This is a genomic window from Flavobacterium circumlabens (assembly GCF_004345565.1).
In the GTDB taxonomy this organism is placed as follows: Bacteria; Bacteroidota; Bacteroidia; order Flavobacteriales; family Flavobacteriaceae; genus Flavobacterium; species Flavobacterium circumlabens.
On the sequence record NZ_SLWA01000002.1, the window covers coordinates 127,606 to 151,921 of the forward strand.

At 36.4% G+C, this 24,316-nt stretch carries 15 protein-coding genes; 7 read left to right on the top strand and 8 right to left on the bottom strand.

Annotation, left to right across the window (positions count from 1 at the left end):
* Nucleotides 1-169 precede the first annotated feature (169 nt).
* The 7 genes from EV142_RS05220 to EV142_RS05255 all read right to left on the bottom strand — a co-directional run bounded on the left by EV142_RS05220 (nucleotide 170) and on the right by EV142_RS05255 (nucleotide 8,951).
* Nucleotides 170-2,533, bottom strand: coding sequence for a T9SS type A sorting domain-containing protein (locus tag EV142_RS05220; RefSeq protein WP_158286293.1), 2,364 nt, complete (start codon nucleotides 2,531-2,533; stop codon nucleotides 170-172).
* A gap of 223 nt (nucleotides 2,534-2,756) precedes the next feature.
* Nucleotides 2,757-3,116, bottom strand: coding sequence for a cupin domain-containing protein (locus EV142_RS05225; protein ID WP_127340777.1), 360 nt, complete (start codon nucleotides 3,114-3,116; stop codon nucleotides 2,757-2,759).
* A gap of 76 nt (nucleotides 3,117-3,192) precedes the next feature.
* Complete coding sequence (locus tag EV142_RS05230) at nucleotides 3,193-3,831, bottom strand: T9SS type A sorting domain-containing protein (protein WP_132033354.1); 639 nt, start codon at nucleotides 3,829-3,831, stop codon at nucleotides 3,193-3,195.
* 263 nt (nucleotides 3,832-4,094) lie between these two features.
* Nucleotides 4,095-5,396 carry a family 16 glycosylhydrolase gene (locus tag EV142_RS05240; protein ID WP_132033356.1) on the bottom strand — a complete coding sequence of 434 codons (1,302 nt, stop codon included), beginning with the start codon at nucleotides 5,394-5,396 and terminating at the stop codon, nucleotides 4,095-4,097.
* Nucleotides 5,323-5,703, bottom strand: coding sequence for a glycoside hydrolase family 16 protein (locus tag EV142_RS05245; RefSeq protein WP_132033358.1), 381 nt, complete (start codon nucleotides 5,701-5,703; stop codon nucleotides 5,323-5,325). Before EV142_RS05245 ends, EV142_RS05240 begins: the two co-directional genes overlap by 74 nt.
* 334 nt (nucleotides 5,704-6,037) lie before the next feature.
* On the bottom strand, nucleotides 6,038-7,003 hold the full coding sequence (locus EV142_RS05250) for a family 43 glycosylhydrolase (RefSeq protein WP_132033360.1): 966 nt from the start codon (nucleotides 7,001-7,003) through the stop codon (nucleotides 6,038-6,040).
* Nucleotides 7,004-7,142: 139 nt separating this feature from the next.
* Nucleotides 7,143-8,951, bottom strand: coding sequence for a family 16 glycosylhydrolase (locus tag EV142_RS05255; protein ID WP_132033362.1), 1,809 nt, complete (start codon nucleotides 8,949-8,951; stop codon nucleotides 7,143-7,145).
* Between the two features lie 226 nt (nucleotides 8,952-9,177).
* Here EV142_RS05255 and EV142_RS05260 point away from each other — a divergent pair, with 226 nt between their 5' ends.
* Nucleotides 9,178-10,194, top strand: coding sequence for a LacI family DNA-binding transcriptional regulator (locus EV142_RS05260; RefSeq protein WP_158286294.1), 1,017 nt, complete (start codon nucleotides 9,178-9,180; stop codon nucleotides 10,192-10,194).
* 22 nt (nucleotides 10,195-10,216) lie between these two features.
* On the opposite strand, the gene EV142_RS05265 is transcribed toward EV142_RS05260, so the two are convergent.
* Nucleotides 10,217-11,392: a LacI family DNA-binding transcriptional regulator gene (locus tag EV142_RS05265; protein WP_132033366.1), complete on the bottom strand. Its 1,176-nt coding sequence runs from the start codon at nucleotides 11,390-11,392 to the stop codon at nucleotides 10,217-10,219.
* Between the two features lie 216 nt (nucleotides 11,393-11,608).
* On the opposite strand from EV142_RS05265, the gene EV142_RS05270 reads away from it, so the two are divergent.
* From EV142_RS05270 to bglX, 6 genes are all read left to right on the top strand, one after another.
* On the top strand, nucleotides 11,609-14,701 hold the full coding sequence (locus tag EV142_RS05270; protein WP_132033368.1) for a SusC/RagA family TonB-linked outer membrane protein: 3,093 nt from the start codon (nucleotides 11,609-11,611) through the stop codon (nucleotides 14,699-14,701).
* A gap of 12 nt (nucleotides 14,702-14,713) precedes the next feature.
* Nucleotides 14,714-16,402 carry a RagB/SusD family nutrient uptake outer membrane protein gene (locus EV142_RS05275; RefSeq protein ID WP_132033370.1) on the top strand — a complete coding sequence of 563 codons (1,689 nt, stop codon included), beginning with the start codon at nucleotides 14,714-14,716 and terminating at the stop codon, nucleotides 16,400-16,402.
* A 28-nt stretch (nucleotides 16,403-16,430) separates the two neighbouring features.
* Nucleotides 16,431-18,164 (top strand): sodium:solute symporter family transporter, encoded by a 1,734-nt coding sequence (locus tag EV142_RS05280; protein WP_132033372.1) that lies wholly within the window; start codon nucleotides 16,431-16,433, stop codon nucleotides 18,162-18,164.
* A complete protein-coding gene (locus EV142_RS05285; protein WP_132033374.1) occupies nucleotides 18,165-20,453 on the top strand; it encodes an FAD-dependent oxidoreductase in 2,289 nt (762 codons plus the stop codon).
* Entirely contained in the window at nucleotides 20,446-21,942 is a 1,497-nt protein-coding gene (locus EV142_RS05290) for a glycoside hydrolase family 30 beta sandwich domain-containing protein (protein WP_132033376.1), read from the top strand. The genes EV142_RS05285 and EV142_RS05290 overlap by 8 nt, the downstream gene beginning before the upstream one ends.
* Before the next feature lie 86 nt (nucleotides 21,943-22,028).
* On the top strand, nucleotides 22,029-24,296 hold the full coding sequence (bglX, locus tag EV142_RS05295; protein ID WP_132033378.1) for a beta-glucosidase BglX: 2,268 nt from the start codon (nucleotides 22,029-22,031) through the stop codon (nucleotides 24,294-24,296).
* The last annotated feature ends 20 nt before the right edge of the window (nucleotides 24,297-24,316 follow it).

Here is a 24,316-nt window from a genome sequence, read left to right on the forward strand (position 1 = left end):
ATAGTGCCTTTTTCGACAATATTTTTAGAAATTTAGAGCTTTGAATTTAATTATAGCTGAGTTCATTCATAAAAATACCCTCAAAGAGATCTAACTCTTGAGGGTAGTTTTCAATATTGTTTTTATTTTTTTAAAGTTTGATTATCAAATTTTTACCTGATGAAGTCAATTATTTGACTATCAGCTTCTGAGTTTTGCTCATAGTTGCGCCTTGAATTTTAATTATATAAATGCCTGATTTGAGTAAATTTGAGGTATTAATGTTTAAATTATTTAAACCTGTCGAAGTTTTTCGATACAATTCTTTCCCCTGTAAATCCATAATGCTTATTTCTACCTTGTCCTGACTATTATCTAAATTAATATTAACCGAACCATTAGTTACGGGATTTGGGTAAACAAGTAATTTCGTCTCATCAGCTACTTCTTTATTTTCAATTTTGGTATTAGCTAGCTTTTTTGCTAGTGAAGTTGTTGTTGCTATAATTTCAACATCGTCAATATAAACAGCTGAAGTATTATTGCCTAACAAAAATCTAAACTCATTGGTTACATCGGTTGTTGTACAGTTAAATGTATATGGACCAAATATTTGTGGCGTTGTGGTCAAGTTGATTCCATATTGCGATTTCCAAACATTTTTTGGTAACACGCCTTGTTGAAACATTAAATCTATTGTACGTGCTGCGTCAGCGCTTGCCTTAAATTTTACAGTATAAGTTGTACCAGCTACAAGAGGTATTGTTTGTTTCAATTGTATGTTCCAGCTGGCATTTCCCATATTAGTAATTGTAGTTTTACTTGCTTTATCTGTATAGCCAGTTCTGGTAACCGAGGCAATACCGGCCGATGCAGGAGAGGTCAGATGGGTATTCCATCCAGTGGTATTTAAGTTAAAACATGGATTTGTAACTAAATTAGGCAGTACCGTAACGTTATCCTGTACCCAGCGGGCTTTCTGTACATTGCTAAGGTTTCGAAAAGAAGCATTCCAATGCAAACCAGTATCAACAGCTACATCGGTCAGCGTTATGGGTATGGTTAGCGTACCGTTTCCAGCATTTACAGATACTTCATTACTTGAGTAATAATTTGCCCAATTAGGACTAAAAAGACCGATCCAAATTTTACCATTTTCCGCAGTGACATAATTAACCGTTATATTATAAGTATCGCTTTGATATACTTGTGCAGGTGCTGCGGTTATTGTAACAGTATTTGTTACAGATGATTCATATGCACCCATATCAATAACTCCTCCTTTTACTCTTGTATCTCCGGCCAGATCAAGTGAAGAAACTCCATAAGATGAAGTCCCTGCATTAGCTGCTGGGCTACTGTTTTGCAACTTAAAGTTAGTTGTTGGGCTGATGAATAAAGGATTTACGCCTAAGATGTTGGGTGCATCAATGCTGGTTGTAGTGGTTTTGTTAATTCTTACAGATGATTGACCCGCAGTGCCATTGAACGAGAGATTGTTCTTCCAGGTGATGTTTGCATTATTTCCCCATGCACCGTCATCAACTATTGCATAGACAGACCCGTAGGAAGGATTTGCCCAACCGATGTTGTTCACCCAAGTTACATTTTTACTATCGTAGCAAACCAATTCACCAGCACCAGTACCTTTGGCTTTTTCGGTAGAATTCCAATAGGATGTATTATTTCGAAAAAGAGCGTTTTCGGAACTCATAATGTAAACGCCATTTCCACCGTTAGAATAGCTTAAGTTGTTTTCAACTAGAAAACTGCCTTTATAGGGAGCACCATTAATTTGTGTATTCATATTATCGTCTATAATAATTCCATTTCCATCAGAATATTTTTTTACATCAATCCACTTTACTAGAGTTTTATTGTTATAAACAATATTGTTGCGGACAATCATTGAAAAATCAGAATATGAATCGACACTGTTTGAGCTGTGAAATATACTAATGCCACTAGTTCCATACATTGCATACCATGAAGTATTGTAAACTTTATTGTTTTCAAGGGTTATAAAATCAGTTTTTATTGCAGATATACCACCACCTGCAAAATCATGTACTTTACAATTTCTGACTTCAATATGGTGAGGCACTATATTACTATTGCCAATTGATATACCATTTGTATTTGTTCTGCCATATTTTGCCGAATCGGTTCCTCCTGCAACGGCTTCATTGTAGTTAGACTCCCCTTGGGCAAGCGTAATGTTGGCATTATTGCCTATTAACTCAAGCCCTTCAATTTTAATATAATTGGCTTGAACATTTATGGCATTCCATAATTCACAAGGATTCTGACATTGTAAAACAGGCAAAGCACCTGGTGCAGCTGAATAAGTAATGTAAGCCGAAGGTGTTCCTGATCTATTGATTGTCAGCCCGGTAAAATTGTAAGTTCCAGTAAGGAAGTACACAATATCACCAGCGTTTGTTTTATTGGCAGCTTGCTGAATAGTCAAGGGGCTATCTTGGGTTACTTTGTTGGTACTGAGGCCATTGGGTGAAACATAATAGGTTGCCGCATTTACAAAGTGGATGCCCACAAGAGCAAACATAAAAAATGTAATTTTTATTTTTTTCATTTGTTTGATTTAGTTATAATGGGTATTTAATTATAAGTAAAATTTAAAGAGAACTCATTGTTGGTTTTGCAAGCCTAACTAAGCCATAGTCCTTAGTGGCAGTATTTGTCTGTCACTAAGGTCATATTTTATGTCTTTCGTACTTGTCAATATCTTTCCCAATGTGTCCCTATTTTTTTTAAATCTAATAAGACTGTTCTTTAATTGATTTTATTATTGAAGATTTAACTTCGCCAGTATGTTTGGTTGTTTTAGTTTCTATCAACATAATGGAACATACTTCAACCGATGAGACCTTATGATTTATTCCTTTTGGAACTACAAACATATCTCCGGAATTCATAATTTTAGGGATTCCATTTTCAATCTCCATCAAAAGTTCGCCTTCTATTATATAAAATAGCTCATCCTCATTTTCGTGATTATGCCAAGGAACTTCCTGACCTTTAATTTTTGCGACTTTTACATATTGGTCATTAACCTCCGTAACGATTTTTGGAGAAAAATAGTCTTTAACGTCTTTCAACTGTTCTTTTAAATTCATTTATCTTGTATAATTAATTATTTTAGAATTTGCTTCACGGGTGTCAAAAAACTTAACTTAGGAATTCATTGAATAATTATTCAATGAATATTTTCTTAATTTTAACTTTATTAGCGCTTGTTAATCTTAAAAAATACAGGCCTTTATTTAAATTTGGCACTTTTAATAGGGCAGAATTATTACTGTTCAACTCTGAATAAACTACCTTACCATTTAAATCAATAATTGAAACGTCAAATATCTCTTTATCATTTGATTGTATGTTTAGCGTTCCGCCTGATTTTACAGGATTTGGGTAAATTGCAAATCTCTCTGCGGATGGGTTATTCTCTAATAGATCTTTAGGATTTAAGTCTGAAATATTTGAGGAAGTTTTTGAGCTTAGAGTATTGTTTGCAGAAGAAGCTGATGTTAAATAAAATTCGACATCATCGTAATCGAGAAATTTATTTGCACCTCCTGAAAATTGATAAAAGCCAAGTTCGCAACTATTATTAGTAACTATAATATTATTTATTTGTACTTCTGTCCAGTTAGCACTGCTTGTATTTAAAGAGGATTCTATTGGGCTTCCCCCATAATTTTTTGCATACATAACCGCAGCACTTTGCCCACCCGAACTTCGAACCCATGCTTTCATGGTATAATTTCCGTTTACAATTCCTGAAAGGGATTGAAAAACTGAAACTTCAAATGCTGTAATTCCCCATTGCATACCTTTGTAATTTGGAGAATGTGGTGTAGCTGCGGAAGTTAGCGCATTTGCAATGCCAGGCCCATATTCGGTCCATCCGGTTGGGGTTTGCGTTTCGGTTGTATTGGTATCAAAGTTTCCGTTTACTAGTTTATTTACTCCTACGAGATTCTGTACTGATACCGAACAACTTGCAATTTTACCATCTGATGCCGTACCGGTAATAGTTACTGAACCCGAACTTATTGCAGTTACTATGCCTAAATTATTGACTGTTGCTACAGCTATATTACTGGAAGACCAGGATACGTTTGATTGCTTGCATTATTAGGGGTGAAAATAGTATTTATTACCCTGCTGCTTCCAATAGGTATTGTCATAGTGTTCTGTGAAAATGTAAAAGCTGTTATGGAAACAGGTGAAAGATAAAATTCGACATCATCGTAATCTATAAAATTATTGGCTAATCCTGATTGATAGAAACCAACTTCACAGGTATTAGTGGTAACTTTAATATTATTGATTTGTACCTGAGTCCAATTTGGAATACTGGAAGCTATGGAGTAATTTATGTCGCTTCCTCCATATCCTTTAGCGTACATTGTTGCCCAGGTTTGCCCGCCGGAACTACGAACCCATGCTTTCATTGTGTAATTTCCATTTGCTAATCCTGTTAGGGTTTGCGAAACGGCAACTTCAAAGGGAGCTGTTCCAGATTGTGTTCCTTTATAGTTTGGAGAATGAGGTGAAGCTGTTGAATTTTGTGCAGTTGCTACGCTGCCCCACTCATTCCAACCAGTTGGTGTTTGTGTTACGGCTGTATTGGCTTCAAAATTTCCATTCACCAATTTATTGATGTTAGCTAAATTTTGAACAGTTACACTACAAGTGGAGGTTCTTCCGTCAGATGTTTTTCCGGTTATTGTCGCTGTTCCAATACTAACTCCGGTTATCATTCCCCAATTATTTACTTTAGCTACTGCAGCATTGCTGGAAGTCCAATTTACAATTTGATTTGTTGCGTCAGACGGTGTAAATGTGGTATTAATAACTTGTTTGCTTCCTAGATTTAAATTTAAGGAAGAAGGTGAAGTAGAAAAACCTGTAATTGTAATTGGAGTAGTGTTTGTATTTTTATAAACCCTTATATAGTCGCAATACATAGTCGCAGGTAATACGGTTGTAGCATCCGGAGAACCAGGCCAATCGCCTCCAATAGGAAGGTTGATTAAAATATAGTGCGGTAGATGATATTCAGCAGTATAATTATATCCATCTGTAATTCTGAACTGTTTGTATAGGATATCATCTACGTACCATTTGATATAGTTGGAATCCCACGTTACGGAATAAACATGCCATTGTGTAACATCCACATTATAAGTAGTTCCATCCTGAACATGCACTTCATTAGCACCGGCCCAGTGTGGCGTTCCATGGACTAATGTTTCACTGTTCAGATGTTCAAAAATATCAATTTCACCGCATTTTGGCCATCCTACCTGCGAAAAATTAGATCCCAATGTCCAAACAAGCCCATAATCCTTTTCCCATCGGCATTTTAAAACGGCCTTCAATTTTGCCATAGGTCCAAGATGCCTTATTCAAGCTAATTACACTTCCTGATGTATAATTCTTACCGCCTACATTTTCTTTTAAAACTGTAATTTCTAAATTTCCATTGTTCTGTTTTACATTATTTGTGCTATTAGTATAATATTGAAGTTCATTGTTTCTGGTGTTTCCACCTAATTCGTAGCCCCATTTATTAGGTTCCGGTAATCCCGTTCCGTTAAATTCGTCTGACCATACCTGTTGGTAGGTTTGTGCTCCCATATTGTTATTGATTAATAAAAGCAATAAGGAGGTGTAAAAAAGTGTTTTGGTACTCATAGATTTGAGGTTTTAATGATTAATTGAATGTTTAGTTTATGGAATAAAAAGTTGATTAATATTATGTGGAATAAATGAATTTTTTAAACTTGAATTAAAAGTAAATTTGTATTATCATCATCAGAATTTCTGGTTGACGCCATTAATAGCACACCACTTAAAATAGCTATTGATATTTTTTTATAAAAAATATTTAATTTAAAAATTCTATAATTTGACAATCTGCTTCTATATGTATCAGATAATGTGGTTTTACCTTTTAGAACAATCAGTGAGGAATCAGCTTGCGTAATTTTTACATAATTTTGCAGACAGTTTGATAACGGTGCAGCTATTATTTTTTCTTCAGTTGTTCTTTATTTACAGTCATTATAACTGGCTGAATTGTGCCATCCGCATTATAATGAAGTTCATCAACACATACTGAACGCCTCCATTGAATAAAAGCATGATCTGGTGTTCCTGCCGGAAAACGGTAATTGCTTAAATCAGAAGTGTGATAGAAAAGATATGATTTGCCTTTAAAATCAACTATGCTATGATGATTTGTTCCACTGCTTACAGCGTCTAAAATAACTCCTTGATACTTGTATGGTCCTAATACCTTATCTGACATTGCATAAGCAATTTGTGGCCCTTGACCGTTTTTATGAGCAGTAGAATAAGAGAGGTAATATTTGCCCTTGCGTTTATGCACCCATATCGCTTCGAAAAAATCATCGACCCCTTCTATAATATGTACAGGATCTGAATAAGATACCATATCTTTATTTAGCTTAACGCAGTTCAATACTATCTGACCTACAAAAAGATATGCTTGTCCATTATCATCAATAAAAACACTTGGATCAATAAAATCACGGTTTGATATTATCCCAGGAGAATCCTCAGAAATAAGTGGTTTGCCAATTGCATCCTTAAATGGTCCTGTTGGGCTATTACTTACTGCCACACCAATATGCTTTTGGTCAGTAGGAAAGTAAAAATAATATTTACCATCACGCTGCACACAATCTGGTGCCCAGACAAACTTCTTTGCCCAGTTTGTTTCTGTTAATGGAGAAAATACTTTACCACAGTCCTTCCATTTTTTCATATCAGTGGTTGAGTACACATAATAATCCTCCATATCCCACCATTTTGCCTCATTTCTATCATGACTTGGATATAAGTATAAGGTGTTTCCAAAAACACGAGCTGTGGGATCTGCACTGTATCTTTTTGTTATTATTGGATTATTTTGCGCTAAAATAGCTTCAGTACCTAAAATGGTAAGTGCGATAAGTAGTGTTTTTTTCATTTCTTATTAATTGTTTATTTTAGTAACTGTTTAAGCTTATTAGAAATTAAAAAAATCTCTTCGACCTTTTTTTTACAATGAACGACAACATAAAAGGTAGAAGAGATTTTTGATAATTATCTCCAACGAATTATGGTACTTATTCTATAAGAATTTTTTGAATTCTTGTTTTTGTGGCACTTGTGGTTCTTAAAAAGTAAATTCCTTTATCCAGATTAGGTAGTTGTAAAGCGGTTAAATTGCTAGTATTATTTAACTGCGAGTATACTTTTCTACCATTAATATCAACAATAAAAATGTCAAAAAATAACCCATCATTTGCACTTATATTTAATATGTTTCCAGACTTCACAGGGTTTGGATAAGCAGTAAAATTTTGTATTCCAAAGTCTTGAGAAGGATTAGTTACACCAAGTGTGCCTGTTGCTGACAAATAAAATTCAATATCATCATATTCAAGCCAAGTACTTGCAGCTCCTGTTCCTGTCCATTGATAAAACCCAATTTCATAGCTATTGTTAGATACCAAAATGTTATTAAGTTGTATTTGGGTCCAGGTAGGTATGCTTATTGCCAAGTTGTAATTTATTTCGTCACTACCAAAGGTTTTCCCATAAAAGACTGATTTACTTTGCCCCCCAGAACTGCGAACCCAAGCTTTTGCTGTATATATACCATTTGCTAGATTTGTAAAAGTTTGATAAACGGCCACTTCATAATGTCCTGTTGCTGATTGTATACCATTATAATTTGCTGAATGAGGTGATGTATTGGAGTTTAATGCATTCGCGGTTCCACCAGCAATACCAGAATATTCCAGCCAGCCAGCTGGTTTCTGAACAATAGCAACATCAGAATCGAAATTTCCATTTACCAATTTATTAACTCCTACTAAATTTTGTACAGAAATGGTAGAAATGGATGTCTTATTTCCATCTTCAGTGGTTGCTGTAATAATTGCTGACCCTACTGATACACCAGTAACTACACCCAAATTGTCTACATTAGCTACAGCATTATTGTTTGATGTCCATGTTAGTTTCAAATTGGTCGCATTTGCAGGTACAAATGAAGTTTTAAGTGTTTGTGAACCATTCAGCGCCACATTGGCACTTGCAGGCGATATTGAAATACTTGAAACAGGAACCGGAGTAGTGTCTATATTTTTATATACTCGAATATAATCGCAGTACATTGTTGCTGGCAATACGGTTGTTGCGTCTGGAGAGCCCGGCCAGGAACCCCCTATTGGCAGGTTTATCAGAATGTATTGTGGCAAGTGAAATTCTTCTGTGTAATTTTGTCCGCCAGTAATCTGTAATTGATGAAATAAAACATCATCAACATACCATTTGATGTAATTTGCATCCCAAACAACAGAGTAAGTATGCCATTGAGTGACATCTACACTATAAGTATTGGCGTTTTGTACATGCACATCATTTAAGCCTCCATAATGTGCAGTACCGTGAATAATAGTTTCACTATTAATATGTTCCATAATATCTATTTCCCCAGATTTAGGCCATCCAGCTGAAGCGTAGTTGGTTCCTAATGTCCAAAATGCCGCCCACAATCCTTGCCCTTTTGGCATTTTTAAGCGGCCTTCAATTTTGCCATAAGTCCAAGAAGCTTTATTTAAAGTAGTTATACTGCCCGAAGTGTATTGTTTGCCACCTACGGCTTCTTTGATGACCGTAATTTCTAAGTTTCCTGCATTTTGTTTAATATTATTTGTGCTGTTAGTATAATACTGTAATTCACTATTGCGGAGATTACCGCCTAATTCGTAGCTCCATTTAGAATTGTCAGGAGCTCCTGTACCGTTAAACTCATCTGACCAGACTAATTGATAGTTTTGAGCTTTTGCACTAAGATTAAAAAGCAGCATACATGATAACGTGTAAAAGATAGCTTTTACACGATGAAAGGTTAGTATTTTTCTCATAATAAAGGGTTGGTTTAGTTAGTAATTTTAAAATAATCAATAAATAAAAAAGTTAAATCCTCTCTCTGAAAAAGATAATAAGTATTTATGAGACAGTGTTCTATAATTGATTATTTGACGCAAAATAGATAAAAGAATTATACATAACATGAAAATTTGCGAAAAAAAACAATATTTTTTTGCGCAAACGAAAGTAAAATTTGCGCAAATTATTATATTTGTATTTATGAAAAAGAAAATGATTACAATTAAGGATATTGCCGAAAAAACAGGATATTCTATTTCGACAATTTCCAGGTCGTTAAAAGATCATTCGGATATTACAGAGAAGACAAAACAGATTGTAAGAGACACAGCAAAAGATTTAGGGTATCAGCCTAATTTTTTTGCGCAAAATTTTAAAAGCAACAGGAGTAATATTTTAGGAGTGTTAGTTCCGGATATTGAACGAGGCTACTATTCGTCTATTATCAGCGGCATGCAGGAAAGAGCTATCGAACAGAAATTCTTTATTGTGGCCTGCCAGTCCAAAGATTCTTTTATAGATGAAATCAAAGCAGTACAAACACTTATCGGTCTAAATGTTGACGGAATTGCGATAGTCCATTCTAAAGAAACCAGCAATTTTACAGAACATAACAATATTATTAAAAACAACATTCCGCTTTTGGCAATTGACAGGGAATTATTTGGTCTACAGACTCACTTTGTTTCCAATGATCAGTTTGTAGCCGGATTTATGATTGGCGAACATCTGGCAAAAGAAGGTTATAAAAACATTGCCATTATTGGCGGACCTGAACAGCTTGTAATGAGCCGTCAGCGAATCAATGGCTGTATTGCGGGAGCAGCTGCTAATGGAGTAACCATAAAAAAAGAAAACATTGTGTATTGTAATCTGCAACGCGAACGCGAGATTTTTGCAGTTTCAGAATTATTAAATCAAAAAGAAGCTCCCGATGCAATTTTTTGTATTTACGATCGTGGAGCCATTGAAATTGTACATTATCTAAATCAGCAGCAAATCAGCATACCAAAAAAAGTCGCTGTTGCCGGCTGCGGAAACGATTCTTTTTCTCATTATTTAACACCATCATTAACAACAGTAGATTTAAATCCGCATAAACTTGGGGAACTTGCTGCGGAAATTTTAATTAATGATATTATAACAGGAAGTGTCGTTGAGAAAACAAGAAATTCTTTAAGACCAAAATTGATTGTAAGCGATTCTACAAAACGGTAAATGGGGACTTATTTAAAACAATTTATTTTTCTTTCTTTTTAATACTCGATTCTCTTACCAATAAATCGCCGTCAATAGTCTGGATCTGAATTTCAGAATCAGCTTCATTTTTATACTGTTGTAAAAACAACTGCATAGTGGTTTCTCCAATTACAGAAGTCTGTATATTATAAGTAGTGAGCGAAGGTTCAATTAATTCTCCCATTAAATCATTCCCAAAACCAACTACGGCAATTTCATTTGGCACTTTAATCTTTCGTTTTTTAAGATGTTTAATCACGTAAATTGCAGATCGGTCAGAAATACAAAAAATCGCGTCTGGTCTTTGATCCAGATTCAGCCAGTCATCGACAACGCTATTAATACTAACATTAGAATAATCTGTGTATGCAATTAATTCTTTATCGGGTTTGATTTTGTTCTTTTTTAAAATATTGAGATAACCCAGTAAACGCTCTTCGGTAATCGTTAACGATTTTGGTCCCAGGATAATTCCGATTCTTTTACATCCCTGTTCTAAAAGATGTTCTGTGACTTTTTCAGCTCCTTCTGTATTTTTTGCCAAAACTTTTGATGTTTTCGGCGAAGGACTTGTCCTGTAGAAATTAACAATTGAAATTCCTTTTTTGCTATAATTTTCAATATAATCAAATGCTGTAGTACTTGCAGAATGGCATACAAGAAGACCGTCTACACGACTATCCATTAATGCCTGTACATTTTCCAATTCAGTTTGGTAATCTTCATTAGAAAGGCAGATAATTACTTTAAACCCATTTTTAGAAGCAACTTTCTGAATTCCGCCAAGCATTGAAGAAAAAAAAGTAGACTGAAGATGCGGAATAATAACGCCAATAGTTTGAGTTTGCTTGCTGGCAAAATTCCTAGCCAATAGATTTGGCCTATATTCCATTTGTAAGGCCACTTGTTGTACTGCCAAAGTAGTTGCGGGACTAATATCGGGATGATTTCTTAAGGCACGGCTTACTGTTGTAGCAGAAATTCCCATGGCATTGCCAATATCAACAATTGTTGTCTGATAATTTTTTCGGGTCTTGTTTTTTGCTTTTCTGCTTTCATGGTTCAATGTAAAATTATAATTGCACTCTTTGCAATAATAACGCTGTTTTTGTCGGATAAATCCAGACTTTAAAATAGTTTCAACTTTGCTGCATTTTGGGCATTTAACTCTTGGCATGTCAGTTTTTGTTTATATTACCTGACAAAGGTAAAAAATTTCTATCTATCGAAAACGATAGTGCAAACGTTTGAGATAGAAAAAACGATTGAAATACCATTACACTTATTGTCTACTATATGCTTTAAAATTTATATTTGGCTTATAACTCTTAATATTCGCATCTCAAAAAAGCGATATTAAAATTTTACTAACCAATCTAAACCAAAGTTTATTATGTATGCATCATTTTTCAAACAACGTTGCCTTCTGATTATTACTGGGCTTCTGTTTTGCATAAGCAGTTATGCACAAGATTTAAGTATTAAGGGAATACTTAAAGATGAAACTGGAAAAGGTGTTCCAGGTGCCAATTTACAAATTAAAGGTACAAAAAATACTGTAGCAACTGATTTTGACGGTAGCTTTCAAATTAAAGCTTCTATAGGAAGTGAGCTTATTGTTTCTTTCATTGGTTTTGAAACTAGAACCATAAAAATAACGAGTCCGGGTACTCTGGATATCGTATTAAAGACGTCAAGCAAGGAATTACAGGAAATTGTCGTTGTTGGTTATGGTACAAGTAAAAAGAAGGATTTAACAGGTGCAATTACAACGGTCAAGTCCCAAGACATTACGGGACGAAGAACAGTTCAGGTTTCTGATGCGTTGCAGGGTGCAATGGCAGGAGTAACAGTTTCCAGAAATGGAGCAGCACCTGGTTCTCAATCCAAAATTCGCTTTCGTGGGGTTACTACCATTGGAGTTAGCGGCAATGACCCGCTAATTATTGTTGATGGCGTACCTACAGCCAATATAGATTACCTTAATCCTGATGATATAGAATCAATAACAGCTCTAAAAGATGCTGCATCAACTGCGATTTATGGATCAAGAGCAGCAGCCGGGGTTTTATTGGTAACTACCAGAAGAGCAAAAGCAGGGAAAACCAGTTTAGAGTATAGTTACGAATATGCACAAGCTGAACCTGTAAACCAGCCTGCTACAACTGGCGCAGTTAGATACATGCAGCTATATAATGAGTATCTGGCCAATGACGGAGCTGCTCCTTTATATTCTCAGGCTACCATTACAAATTATAATGCTAACCATGCGGCTAATCCTGATTTATATCCGGATACAGATTGGCAGAAGTCTATAATTAAAAATAACGCGCCAAGGATTATTCACAATTTAGCCTTTTCATCCGGTTCTGAAAATGTAAAATCCAGAGCTACTTTAGGATACTCATCAAGTGATGCATTATATGATAACCGTGGTTTTAAAAAATTAAATGCAGGAGTGTACAATGATTTTAAATTTAGCAATAAATTAACCGCGAGTTTTGACGTCAGTGCAGTAAGGACTGAAAACAAGGATGTAAATATTTTTAATAATAATGTTTTCTTGGATGCACGTGTTATGGCTCCAATTTATGATGATTACTATTCTGATGGAAGATATGCGCTGGGTAAAGATGGTCGAAATGCAGTAGCACAAATCGGTGCTGGTGGCTTTAAAAAATTTATTACCAATAATCTTTCAGGTAGAATTGCCGTTAATTTTAAGCCTTTTAAAGGATTGACTTTAACCGGGCAGGCGTCTCCGACAATTATTTTTGGACCTGTAGAAAGAGAAGAAAATGGACAAATTGTCCAGGATCCATCCAAGCAGTTTATTAAAGTAGTGGAATTTACAGATATGTTGGATCCATCGAAAAAAGTTGCGGTAGGACAGCAGCCTGCTTCTGCTTCATTAAATGAAAGCAAGTCCTATAATTACAGATTCAATGGACAATTTGTTGCCAATTATAACAATAGTTTTAGCGGTAAGCATAATTTAGATGCTACTTTTGGTTATGAAAATAATTACTCTTATGTAGAAACTATTAGGGCTTCTCGCGCAACATATACCTTGTCAAATTATCCGTATTTGGATAACGGGCTTCCAACATTTAGAGATAATGGAGGTTCAGCTTATGAAACGGCATTAAGCTCTTATTTTGGTAGAGTGTCCTACAATTTTAAAAACAGATATTATTTGCAGGCTGGTGGGCGCTATGATGGATCTTCAAGGTTTAATCAAGATCAAAGATGGGCATTCTTTCCATCATTGGGTGCTGGATGGGCTGTATCAGAAGAACCATTTTTCAAATCGGTTAAAGAATGGGGAGTTGATTTCCTGAAATTCAGAGCATCATGGGGACAGTCGGGTAATGAACGTATTGGGAATTATCCGTACCAAGCAAGTATCAGTTTATATAATTCCTTATTTTATCAAAACGGCGTTGTAGTTGCTCCAACTTCAGGATCGCAGGTTAATTACGCTGTTGATGATATAACATGGGAAACACAGGAAAGTACCAATATAGGTTTGGATGCAACATTTTTAAACAATAGGTTAACTCTAAGTGGAGATGTATTCTACAAACAAACTAAAGATATTTTGCTTAAGTTAAACGTTCCTCTTTATCTTGGATATGATGCACCTTTTCAAAATGCAGGAAAAGTAAGCTCAAAAGGTTTTGAAGCTACAGTGAGTTGGTCAGACAACATCGGAACAGACTGGAAATACAGTGTAGGGGCGAATATATCTGATGCTAAAACAAATGTTGATGATTTGAAAGGTACTTCTATTCTCGGCGATACATCAAATATTGAAGGGAATGAATTTGCTGCTTGGTACGGCTATAAATCAAGCGGAATATTTCAAACAGCCGCAGAAGTTGCTGCTTCTCCAAAAACAAGTGCCAGCACTAAACCTGGTGATATTAAATACGTTGATATTGACGGGGACGGTCAAATAACTCCTGATAAAGACAGGGTTATTTTGGGTGGATCATTGCCACGATATACATTCGGGCTCAATGGTAAATTGAGTTATAAAACCCTTGATTTTTCTTTTGTAGCGTATGGAGTAGGTAAACAACAGGTAAGGCTAAGCAATTATGCTGTACAGCCGTTTCAGGAAACATTTGGTAATGTGCCCACTCTGATTGATGGTAAATTCTGGAGTGCTACTAATACCGCAGAACAAAATGCAGCAGCAGAATATCCAAGATTATCTAACGCAAGCAGTGGAAATAACTACGCTATGTCTGATTTTTGGTTAGTTAACGGTAGTTATTTACGGATTAAAAATATCACATTGGGATATAATTTTAATAAAAAAATTACAGACCAGTTAGGAATACAAGGACTTCGATTGTATGTAGCAGGTAATGATTTATTTACTATCAGTCATTTTCCAAAGGGCTCAGATCCGGAAGTTGATGCTATCTCTTATCCAATTGTTAAAACCTTTATGACAGGTTTAAATGTTAAATTTTAAAAATTAATTATCATGAAAATTTCAATATATTTAACTGCATTATGTTTGCTGTTTCTTACAGGCTGTCAAGACTTAGATTACAACCCGTTATCAGACCCATCAAGTGGTAATTTCTACTCAAATGAAACTGAACTTACCATTGCGGTAAATGACTTGTATCGTTTTTCATTTATTCAGAATGATAAGGAAGAATACAGTGATAACTTTTTATACAGAGCCAATCCCAACGCTGTAATTAGCGGTACAATGAACAGCGGTGATCCGGATGTTCAAAGTTTATGGACTAGTGCCTATAAAATTATTACAAGAGCCAACACAATTCTTGCCAGCTTAAACAGAGCTGCTGGAAATACTTCGCCAGAGGCCTTAGCTTCGTTTGAAGCGCAGGCTAAATTAGCCCGTGCCTATCAGTATTCAAGGTTAATTACTCATTTTGGTGATGTTCCTTTGATAACAAAGCCAATTACATTAGCTGAATCGTATGCCTTTACGAGATCGGACAAAAATCTTGTACTGCAATTTATTTTTGAAGATTTGGATTTTGCCGCCGCAAACCTGCCTGCGTCTTACAATGCCAGTGCAATTCAACGTTTTACAAGTGGGACCGCATTAGCAATTAAAGCAAGAACAGCTTTGTATATGGGAAAATATGATATTGCCAAAGCAGCCGCTAAAGCAGTTATAGATTCAAATGCTTACACACTATATCCAAGTTATCGTGATTTATTTTTAAAGGTAGGAGAACAATGCAAAGAAAATATTTTAACCGTAGTAAGAGACCAGGCCAATGGAGTTGTTTCTGATGGATTTATTGCCCCGGATCATATCGCTAGAAACGCTGGTGGATTTGCTGCCAAGTTTCCAACATGGGAATTAGTGGATTCCTACGAATGTACAGATGGATTACCAGTGGATAAATCTCCTTTATATAATCCTCAAAAACCATTTGCAAACAGAGATCCGCGTTTATCTCAGACCATTGTTCCTTTTAGTTCAATATGGCTTGGTTACATTTATCAGCCACATCCGGATTCATTGACTGTAAGAAGAACCAGCGATAACGCTATGGTAAAAAATAATGATAATCGTGCAAATGCAATTAATGCCAGTTTTTCAGGCTTTTTATGGAAAAAAGGTATAGATCAATCCTGGGCTGATAGAAAATTAGAAGATAATGATTTAAAAATTATCCGCTATGCAGAAATGTTTTTGACTTACGCTGAAGCTGATATTGAAATGAATACAATCGATGCGAATACGTTGCTTTATCTAAATACTGTGAGAGCCAGAGCGTATGGAAAAACGGTAGGACAAACCACACTTTATCCTGCTGTTACTACAACAAATCAAGCACAATTACGAACTATTATCCGCCGTGAGCGCCGTGTTGAATTTGCATTTGAAGGATTGCGATATATGGATCTTATCCGATGGAAAATTGCAGAAAAAGCACTAAACAAGCCTGGAGTTGGTATACCTGATCCGGTTCCTGCAAATGCTATCCACAAAGCCAAATTCCCTTTTGCCGGTGCACCAGTAATTGATGCAGATGGAATACCAGATTACACGCCATATATTGCTACAGGAGCTGCTAAAAACTTTACAACCAGAAAATTTGATGCAACCAAACAATATTTATGGCCGATCCCTGCTATTGAAAGAACTGTTAATCCTAATTTAACACAAAATCCAAATTACTAAATTAGATTAAAATTATAACTTTCTTTAAATGGAATTAATAGATTATATTATACTTATTATTTACGCTGCCGGTATTTTACTTATCGGCGGCATCCTTTCAAAACGCAATAAAACCTCAGACGATATGTTTGCCGTTAGAAAACAATCGCCATGGTGGCTTTCGGGCTTATCTGCTTTTATGAGTGCATTTTCTGCCGGAACATTCGTAGTCTGGGGTGGCATTGCTTACAAACAGGGTTTGGTTGCAGTAAGTATATTAATGTGCTCAGGGATTGCTTCTTTTTTAGTAGGAAAGTTTTTTGCTAAAAAATGGGCTTCCTTAAATATCAGCACAGTAGGAGAGTATGTTTCAATTCGTTTTGGGCAAGGTGCTGTACAATTTTACACCTGGGTCGGCATGCTATTTAAAATCATTGCGATGGGTGTGGCTTTATATTCATTTGCCGTTGTAGTAGCTTCCCTTATACCACTATCTCCGGATAATTGGCTGGTTGATACTGATACACATAAATTATCGGTTTCATACACCATTATAATTTCAGGTCTGTTAATGCTTATGTATGCTGTCAGCGGTGGTTTATGGGCCGTTTTGATTATTGACGCGGTTCAGTTTGTGGTATTGACAATGACCGTTTTATTTGTTGTTCCGTTAAGCATTTACAAAGTTGGAGGTATGAGTAGTCTTATCGACCAATTACCTAAAGACTTTCTTTCGCCGGTTTCGGGCAATTTTACATGGTTATTCTTGTTAGGCTGGGTGATTGTGCATACTTTCAAATTAGGTGGAGAATGGGTTTTTGTGCAACGGTTTTTAGCCGTAAGCAGTCCTAAAAACGCCCGTAAATCATCAAATCTATTCGGATGGCTTTATATCATAAGTCCAATTATATGGATGCTTCCCCCAATCATTTATCGTGTTGCCCATCCTGGTGCAGCACCAGAACAGGCTTACATTATGGCCTGTGCCTGGGTACTGCCTCCGGGACTCATGGGATTATTAGTAGCCGCTATGTTTTCCTCAGCCGCCAGTTATATTGACGGGGAGATAAATGTTTACGCCGCGGCTATTACAAACAGCGTGTATAAAGATATAATTGCACCCGAAGCCAGCGAAAAACAAGTAGTATTTGTAGGCAGATTAAGTTCCCTCCTAATAGGACTTCTTATAATGGCAATTGCAGTCTGCATACCTTACTTTGGAGGTGCAGAACAGATTATCCTGACCATAACCGGTTTGCTTGTAGTAGCAATGGTGCTGCCAATGCTCTGGGGATTGTATTTTGGAAAAATAAAACAAAGCTCAATTTGGTGGTCAACCGGAATAACAGTACTGGTTTCGATTGCATTGAAAGGCGCGATTTTCATCGAATCGGATAATTTTATCATGAATCTGTATCATGCAAACAATCAGTTGTTTGAAGTTGCGGTTGGTATTTTCGTTCCGTTGACTGTTCTGGCAGTTATGGAATTAGGCTCAAAAACAGTTGATGGCGGCTTCGTACAAATCGAAGAAAAATTGGCAGAAAAACAGGAAGTCCCGGACTCACAAAGTGATTTTCAGCTTGCTGTTTTTCCAGCCCAGTTATTAGGATACAGTATTGGTGTTTTAGCGGTAATAATGTTTGGTTTGATGCTGTTTTCTACACACCATTCCCAAATGCTAATCGGAATATTTGCTGCAGTATTGCTCATTTTGAGTGCTATTATACTGTTGACCTTAAAATTTAAAAACAAAAAAAATCTACTTATAAAATCAATTTAAATGCAGACTTTAAAAGAAAACTATGAATTAGTGGTTATCGGCGGCGGACTTGCCGGTTTCTGTGCGGCTGTTGCGGCAGCGCGTTTAGGTACTAAAACCTGTATCGTACAAAACCGTCCCGTTTTTGGTGGTAATAGTTCATCAGAGATACGCGTAACCCCCCATGGAGCTTGTGCCTTTCACGCCTATGCAAGAGAGACTGGAATTATTTCAGAGTTATTAATAGCAGAGCGTGCAGTAAATCACGAAGAAATATTTGAAAATGGCTGGACAAACAGCATTTGGGATTTAACCTTATACAATCTGGCACAGTCTACGCCAAATCTTACCATCAAAGTTAATACAGATGTGTATGAAGTGGAAAAAGAAGGCCGCATAATTAAAGCCGTAAAAGGAAGAGTACAAAACACAGAAACAGATATTTTGTTTCTTGCTGATACCTTTATAGACGCGTCAGGAGATGGAATCGTTGCAGATTTAGCCGGATGCGAATACCGTATAGGAAGTGAATCTAAAAGCGAGTTTGACGAACCTCATGCGCCAGATGTTGCCAGTAATGATGTAATGGGAAGTTCCATTCATTTTAAAACAAAATATATAGGAAAAGAATGTAGTTATAAAGCACCAGACTGGGCAATGCACTACGAAGATGCCGGTTTCTTTTACAAACAGGGAAGGCCTCCAAAACAAAAAAAAGGAGGGTATTGGTGGATCGAAATTGGAGTTCCGTACAACACCATCACAGATAACGAAACCATTAGGCACGAACTTACACGTCATGCACTTGGAGTTTGGGATTGGATGAAAAATAAAGATCCTAAAATGAAGGAGCTCACTAAGGAATATGCCTTAGACTGGGTGGGACAGGTACCTGGAAAGAGAGAAAGCCGCCGTATTATGGGGCAATATCTTATGACGGAACACGATCCGCAGAACTGCACTGTTTTTAATGATGAAATCGCATTTGGAGGCTGGTTTATCGACCTTCATACTCCGGGAGGTTTATTGGCGGCAAACAGCGAGCCGGCAAGTAATGAGAACTATTCTACGTTTTCAGATTATGCCGTAAAGAGTTATGCAGGACCTTATGGTATTCCACTTAGGAGTTTGATTTCTAAAGACATAGACAATCTAATGATGGCTGGAAGAAATGTAAGTGTAACACATGCTGCTCTTGGAACAGTAAGGGTGATGAACACAACGGCTCTTATGGGACAGGCAGCAGGAACCGCGGCAGCTATTGCAAAACAAAAAAATATACCAGTTACAGAAGCTCCAGTTAAGATTATCGAAGAAATTCAACAGCAGTTGTTACGTGATGGATGTTTCCTTCCTAATTATGCCAATAAAGATCAAAAAGATATTGCGCTTATGGCGAAAATAACAGCTAGCAGCGAAGCTTTATTATTTGGTGCCGGCCCCGAAAGTAAAGGATCTCATGAAGGTTTAAAAATATGGGAAGACCAGCCTCAGTATGAAATTGAAAAATTGGAAAATAGAAAAGGCCAACTCATTGCTGTTGGTTCTGAAAAAATAAACAAAATTGAAGTTTGTCTTCGAAATAATTCAGATAAAGTACAGCAGTTTTTTGTTGAATTAAAAAAATCGGAACACATTTGGGATTACAGCGTTAATAAAGGTGGGATTTTAGCAAAAGCAGAATTAACAATTGATCCGGGTATCCATTGGGTAGAATGGCCAATTGGTTTACAAAATGCTCCGGTGGGTGAGTTTGTTCGTCTGGATTTGCTACCTAATCCGGAGTTGGAATGGTTGTGTGCAGGAAAAATAGAATCCGGACATATGGCAATGTATCAGATCAGTGACGACAAAATGAGAAGATTTGGCAACGGACAAACTTTAAGTTTTAAGGTTGATCCGCCTCAGGCTTGTTTTGGCCCGCAAAATGTGATCAGCGGGGTTACAAGACCTCATAGATTTACAAACTTATGGAAATCAGATCCGAATCTGCCTTTAGCGCAGTTTTTACAATTAAGTTGGGAAAACACAAAAAAGATCAAAGAAGTAGAACTTACTTTTCCGGGACATCTGTTGAGAGAATATCACGCCTACAGCCCATTTTATCAGGATCCACAGTGCCCAAAAGATTTTGAAATTCTAGCTTTTAAAAATAATAAATGGGAAACTGTTTTAACGGTAAAAGATAATTACCAAAGACAGGTGAAATACAGTTTTGAAAGTATTGAAACGACACAACTTAGAGTTCAGGTCACTGCGACAAACGGTGATCCTTCGGCTCAGATTTATGAAATAAGATGTTATGAATAAACGTACTGCCATACAAAAAACACTTTTGACTGTCCTTTTGGCTGCAGGTTCCCATTTATGGGCCCAGCAGCCAAATCAGGGTAAATACATTATTCGGTTAGATAAACCCGAGCAGACCATCTGGGGATTGGGAATTGAAATTCAAAATGATGCTATTGGTTCGGGAAATATCGGACTTCCTGACGAAGTAATTGCCATTCCGAATAATCTGGTAAAATCTGAAAGAAAAAGACTTTATAAAGATATGCTCAAAGGGTTTCGGTATTGCCGACTAGCTATGGGGCTTTATTTTAGAGGACTTGATAAAGAAGGAAAACGTTTTCAGGAAAGATACCCAAACCAACTTAATGATCTTAAAGAATTAATGAAAGGTTCGGGAATGGAAGGAATTTCTCTAGAATATTGGTCGCTTGCACCATATTGGAAATCAAATAATTCTTTTATTGGAGGAACATTAAAAAGTACCGAAAATGATTTTCTAAATGATCTTGGAAATGCCTTGGTAGACGATGCCAAATTTTTAGACCACAACGGATTAAAAGTTAAAATGTGGGGACTGCAGAATGAAGCCGGAATGCATGTTAAGCCTAAAGGATATGTTGCACCGCCTGCGAAACCAATTGATTCGAATGATAAAATGGCCAACCAGTCTTTTTCGACCACAGATTATTTTGATCCTGAAGTATATTATAAAGCTTTTAAAGCTGTTGCGCCTAAAATTAAAGAAGCTTTTCCGGAAGCCGTTATCATGACGGATTCCTGGGACGGACAATTGGGACTTATCGCGCAGGAAATCAAAAAAGATCCGGAAACTTTAAAATATGTAGATGCCTGGGTCTTACATCGCATTGGAAATAATTCTAATATTCTGATTGATGAAACAGCAAAATACAATGGAAATACAGACGGCAAATATGTTTTTACCAATGAATTTGAATATTTTAATTATACCAAAAATGATGGAGTCAGTGACGGAAATTTTGTCAATACCGCCCAGACGATCATGAACTGGATGACTTTTGCGAATTCCCCGACCTGGTTTTGGCTGCATGCACTAAAACCAACTACAAACGAAGAAGCAGAGAGTTTTGCTTTAGGAGTCTGGAGACCGGAGAATGATAATAATTTAAATCATTTTGCAAACGTCCAAAAAGGACATTGGGATTATTTTCAAAAGAATTTTAATGCCATTGCGGGTTTTCTTAAATACATGCCCTGGGATTCCAAAAGATTTGCTGTTGATGAAAGTACAATACTCAAAGACAACCGTATTATGGCCTATAAAACGCCAAAAGGAAAGCAGGTTATTGTACTTACAAATCGTTCCGGAAAGCCTTTTCAGTTTAACATTGAAACCAAATCGAATAAAAAATTTAAAGGATTCCGTTATACGCCATACCAGAGAGATTTAGCTGTTGGGACATTATCAACTAAAACTTTTAACCCTGTTGTACCAGACCTTTCCGTTGAATTTTGGGTCGAGCAATAACCAGGTTAACAGTATTTTAATTTTCAATTCATAATTCAAAAAGAAAATCACCCTGATGTTTTTTTGAATTACTAATTTCAAAAATTATGTTTTCAATTCATAAAAGGATAACATTAATCATCGTATTAATGTTATCCACAACTTCTATTGCCTTAGCGCAAAATAAAAAAACAGTATATCTCGATAAAAATGCTCCAATAGAAGAGCGTGTAAAAGATCTATTGAGCCGAATGACTTTAGAAGAAAAAGCCGGCCAGCTCAACCAGTTAAATTACGGAATGTTTACAGGCCCTGATAATAAAGTGGATGGAGAGCAGGAAAAACTCGATCAGGTCAAACAGGGTAAAGTGGGATCATTTCTGAATACGCTTGGTGTTTCTAAAATTAAAAAAGTACAACAGATTGCAGTCGAACAAAGCCGTTTAAAAATTCCACTATTATTTGGCTTTGATGTCATTCATGGTTACAAAACCCTGTTTCCCATTCCGCTTGCAGAGGCCTGCAGCTGGGATATGGATCAGGTTTTTCTGAATTCGAGAATAGCAGCAAAAGAATCTGCAGCCTCGGGATTAAACTGGGCTTTTGCGCCCATGTGTGATATTTCAAACGATCCCAGATGGGGACGTGTGATGGAGGGTGCTGGAGAAGATCCGTATTACGGTTCTGTTATTGCCGCTGCCAGAGTAAAAGGTTTTCAGGGAAATTTGGAAAGTGTTTTTGATATTCTGGCCTGTGTTAAGCATTTTGCCGTGTATGGTGCTGTAGAAGCGGGAAGGGAATATAATAATGTAGATGTTTCCAGAGTGGCTTTTTACAATAAATATTTACCTCCTTATGAAGCAGCTGTAAAAGCTGGCGCAGCAACTGTAATGACTTCTTTTAATGTCTTTGATGGTGTACCTGCCAGTGGCAATAGTTTTTTACTGACCGATATTTTACAAAAAAAATTAGGTTTTAAAGGATTTGTAGTAAGCGATTGGAATGCTTTCGCAGAAATGATTGCCCACGGTTATGCCGAAGACAAAAAGGATGCGGTTTACAAAGCCTTAAAGGCCGGAAGTATGATGGATATGGAAAGCAGAACGGCCATTAAATTTTTACCGGAACTGGTAAAAGAGGGAAAACTAACCGAAGAAGAAGTAGATAAAGCAGTTGGTTCTATTCTCTATTATAAATTCAAGCTGGGACTGTTTGAAAATCCATATAAGTTTTTGGACGAGAAGCGCGAGAAAGAAAATGTATTTAACGCAGAGAACAGAAAGATGGCCAAAGAAGCTGCCGAGAAAAGCATACTGCTACTTAAAAACAATAATGAAATTTTACCACTTAAAAATCCAAATCAAAAAATTGCTTTGATTGGTTTTTATGCCAACAGCAAAACCGATATGGTCGATATGTGGAAAGCAAGTGCAGATGCACAGGATTGCGTTACTATTTATGAAGGTCTGAAAAAGCAGTTTTCAAATTTGACTTTTACAGAAGGTTACAAACAAGATAATTCGACTTCTCAGGAACTACTAAATCAGGCGGTAAAAAATGCTGAAAACGCAGAAGTAGTAATTGTAAATATCGGAATAACAAGTAATTTATCTGGTGAAGATAAATCACTGGCAGACATTAATATTCCTGAAGGTCAGTTAAAACTTTTAAAAGCATTAAAAGAGACAGGAAAACCAATTGTTATTCTGGTTTCTTCAGGAAGACCGATGATTTTGAATGAAGTGCAAAATCTTAGTGATGCTTTGGTGCAGTGCTGGATTTTAGGAACAGAATCAGGAAATGCCATTGCGGAGGTTTTATCAGGAAAATACAATCCATCGGCAAAGACTGTAATGAGTTTTCCGTATGCTTTGGGTCAGATTCCGGTTTATTACAATCATTTTAATACCGGACGACCTGCTCCAGATCCAAATGCGAAAGAGAAACCTGCAGATTTTTATTCCAGATTTCATGACATACCGAATGAACCATTGTACCCATTTGGTTATGGCTTGAGTTACACGACTTTTAAATACAGCAATTTTAAATTGTCAGCTCCGGTTATGAATGAAGATGGTTTTTTATCGGTCACGGCAGATCTGCAAAATACTGGGAAATATGATGGGGAAGAGGTCGTGCAGCTTTATATTCAGGATGTGACAGCCTCCATAGTTCGACCGGTAAAAGAACTTAAAGGTTTTAAAAAGGTTCTGGTAAAAGCAGGAGAAAAAACAACGATAGAATTTAAAATTAAACCCGAGGACCTTTCCTTTTTTGATCAAAACGGAAAATCAATTCTGGAGAAAGGAAAATTCAATGTTTACATGGGCGGTAATTCTCGTGATGTTTTAGCAGCTTCATTTGAACTCAGGTAACATCTTAGCTTTTATAATAA

Excerpts from the sequence above, each read along its gene's own strand:
- EV142_RS05275 (WP_132033370.1), top strand. The coding sequence starts at position 14,714 with ATGAAAATTTCAATATATTTAACTGCATTATGTTTGCTGTTTCTTACA.
- EV142_RS05255 (WP_132033362.1), bottom strand. The coding sequence starts at position 8,951 with ATGAGAAAAATACTAACCTTTCATCGTGTAAAAGCTATCTTTTACACG.
- EV142_RS05230 (WP_132033354.1), bottom strand. The coding sequence starts at position 3,831 with ATGCAATGGGGAATTACAGCATTTGAAGTTTCAGTTTTTCAATCCCTT.
- EV142_RS05240 (WP_132033356.1), bottom strand. The coding sequence starts at position 5,396 with ATGGCAAAATTGAAGGCCGTTTTAAAATGCCGATGGGAAAAGGATTAT.
- EV142_RS05250 (WP_132033360.1), bottom strand. The coding sequence starts at position 7,003 with ATGAAAAAAACACTACTTATCGCACTTACCATTTTAGGTACTGAAGCT.
- bglX (WP_132033378.1), top strand. The coding sequence starts at position 22,029 with ATGTTTTCAATTCATAAAAGGATAACATTAATCATCGTATTAATGTTA.
- EV142_RS05260 (WP_158286294.1), top strand. The coding sequence starts at position 9,178 with ATGAAAAAGAAAATGATTACAATTAAGGATATTGCCGAAAAAACAGGA.
- EV142_RS05265 (WP_132033366.1), bottom strand. The coding sequence starts at position 11,392 with ATGCCAAGAGTTAAATGCCCAAAATGCAGCAAAGTTGAAACTATTTTA.
- EV142_RS05225 (WP_127340777.1), bottom strand. The coding sequence starts at position 3,116 with ATGAATTTAAAAGAACAGTTGAAAGACGTTAAAGACTATTTTTCTCCA.
- EV142_RS05270 (WP_132033368.1), top strand. The coding sequence starts at position 11,609 with ATGTATGCATCATTTTTCAAACAACGTTGCCTTCTGATTATTACTGGG.
- EV142_RS05280 (WP_132033372.1), top strand. The coding sequence starts at position 16,431 with ATGGAATTAATAGATTATATTATACTTATTATTTACGCTGCCGGTATT.
- EV142_RS05285 (WP_132033374.1), top strand. The coding sequence starts at position 18,165 with ATGCAGACTTTAAAAGAAAACTATGAATTAGTGGTTATCGGCGGCGGA.
- EV142_RS05290 (WP_132033376.1), top strand. The coding sequence starts at position 20,446 with ATGAATAAACGTACTGCCATACAAAAAACACTTTTGACTGTCCTTTTG.
- EV142_RS05245 (WP_132033358.1), bottom strand. The coding sequence starts at position 5,703 with ATGAGTACCAAAACACTTTTTTACACCTCCTTATTGCTTTTATTAATC.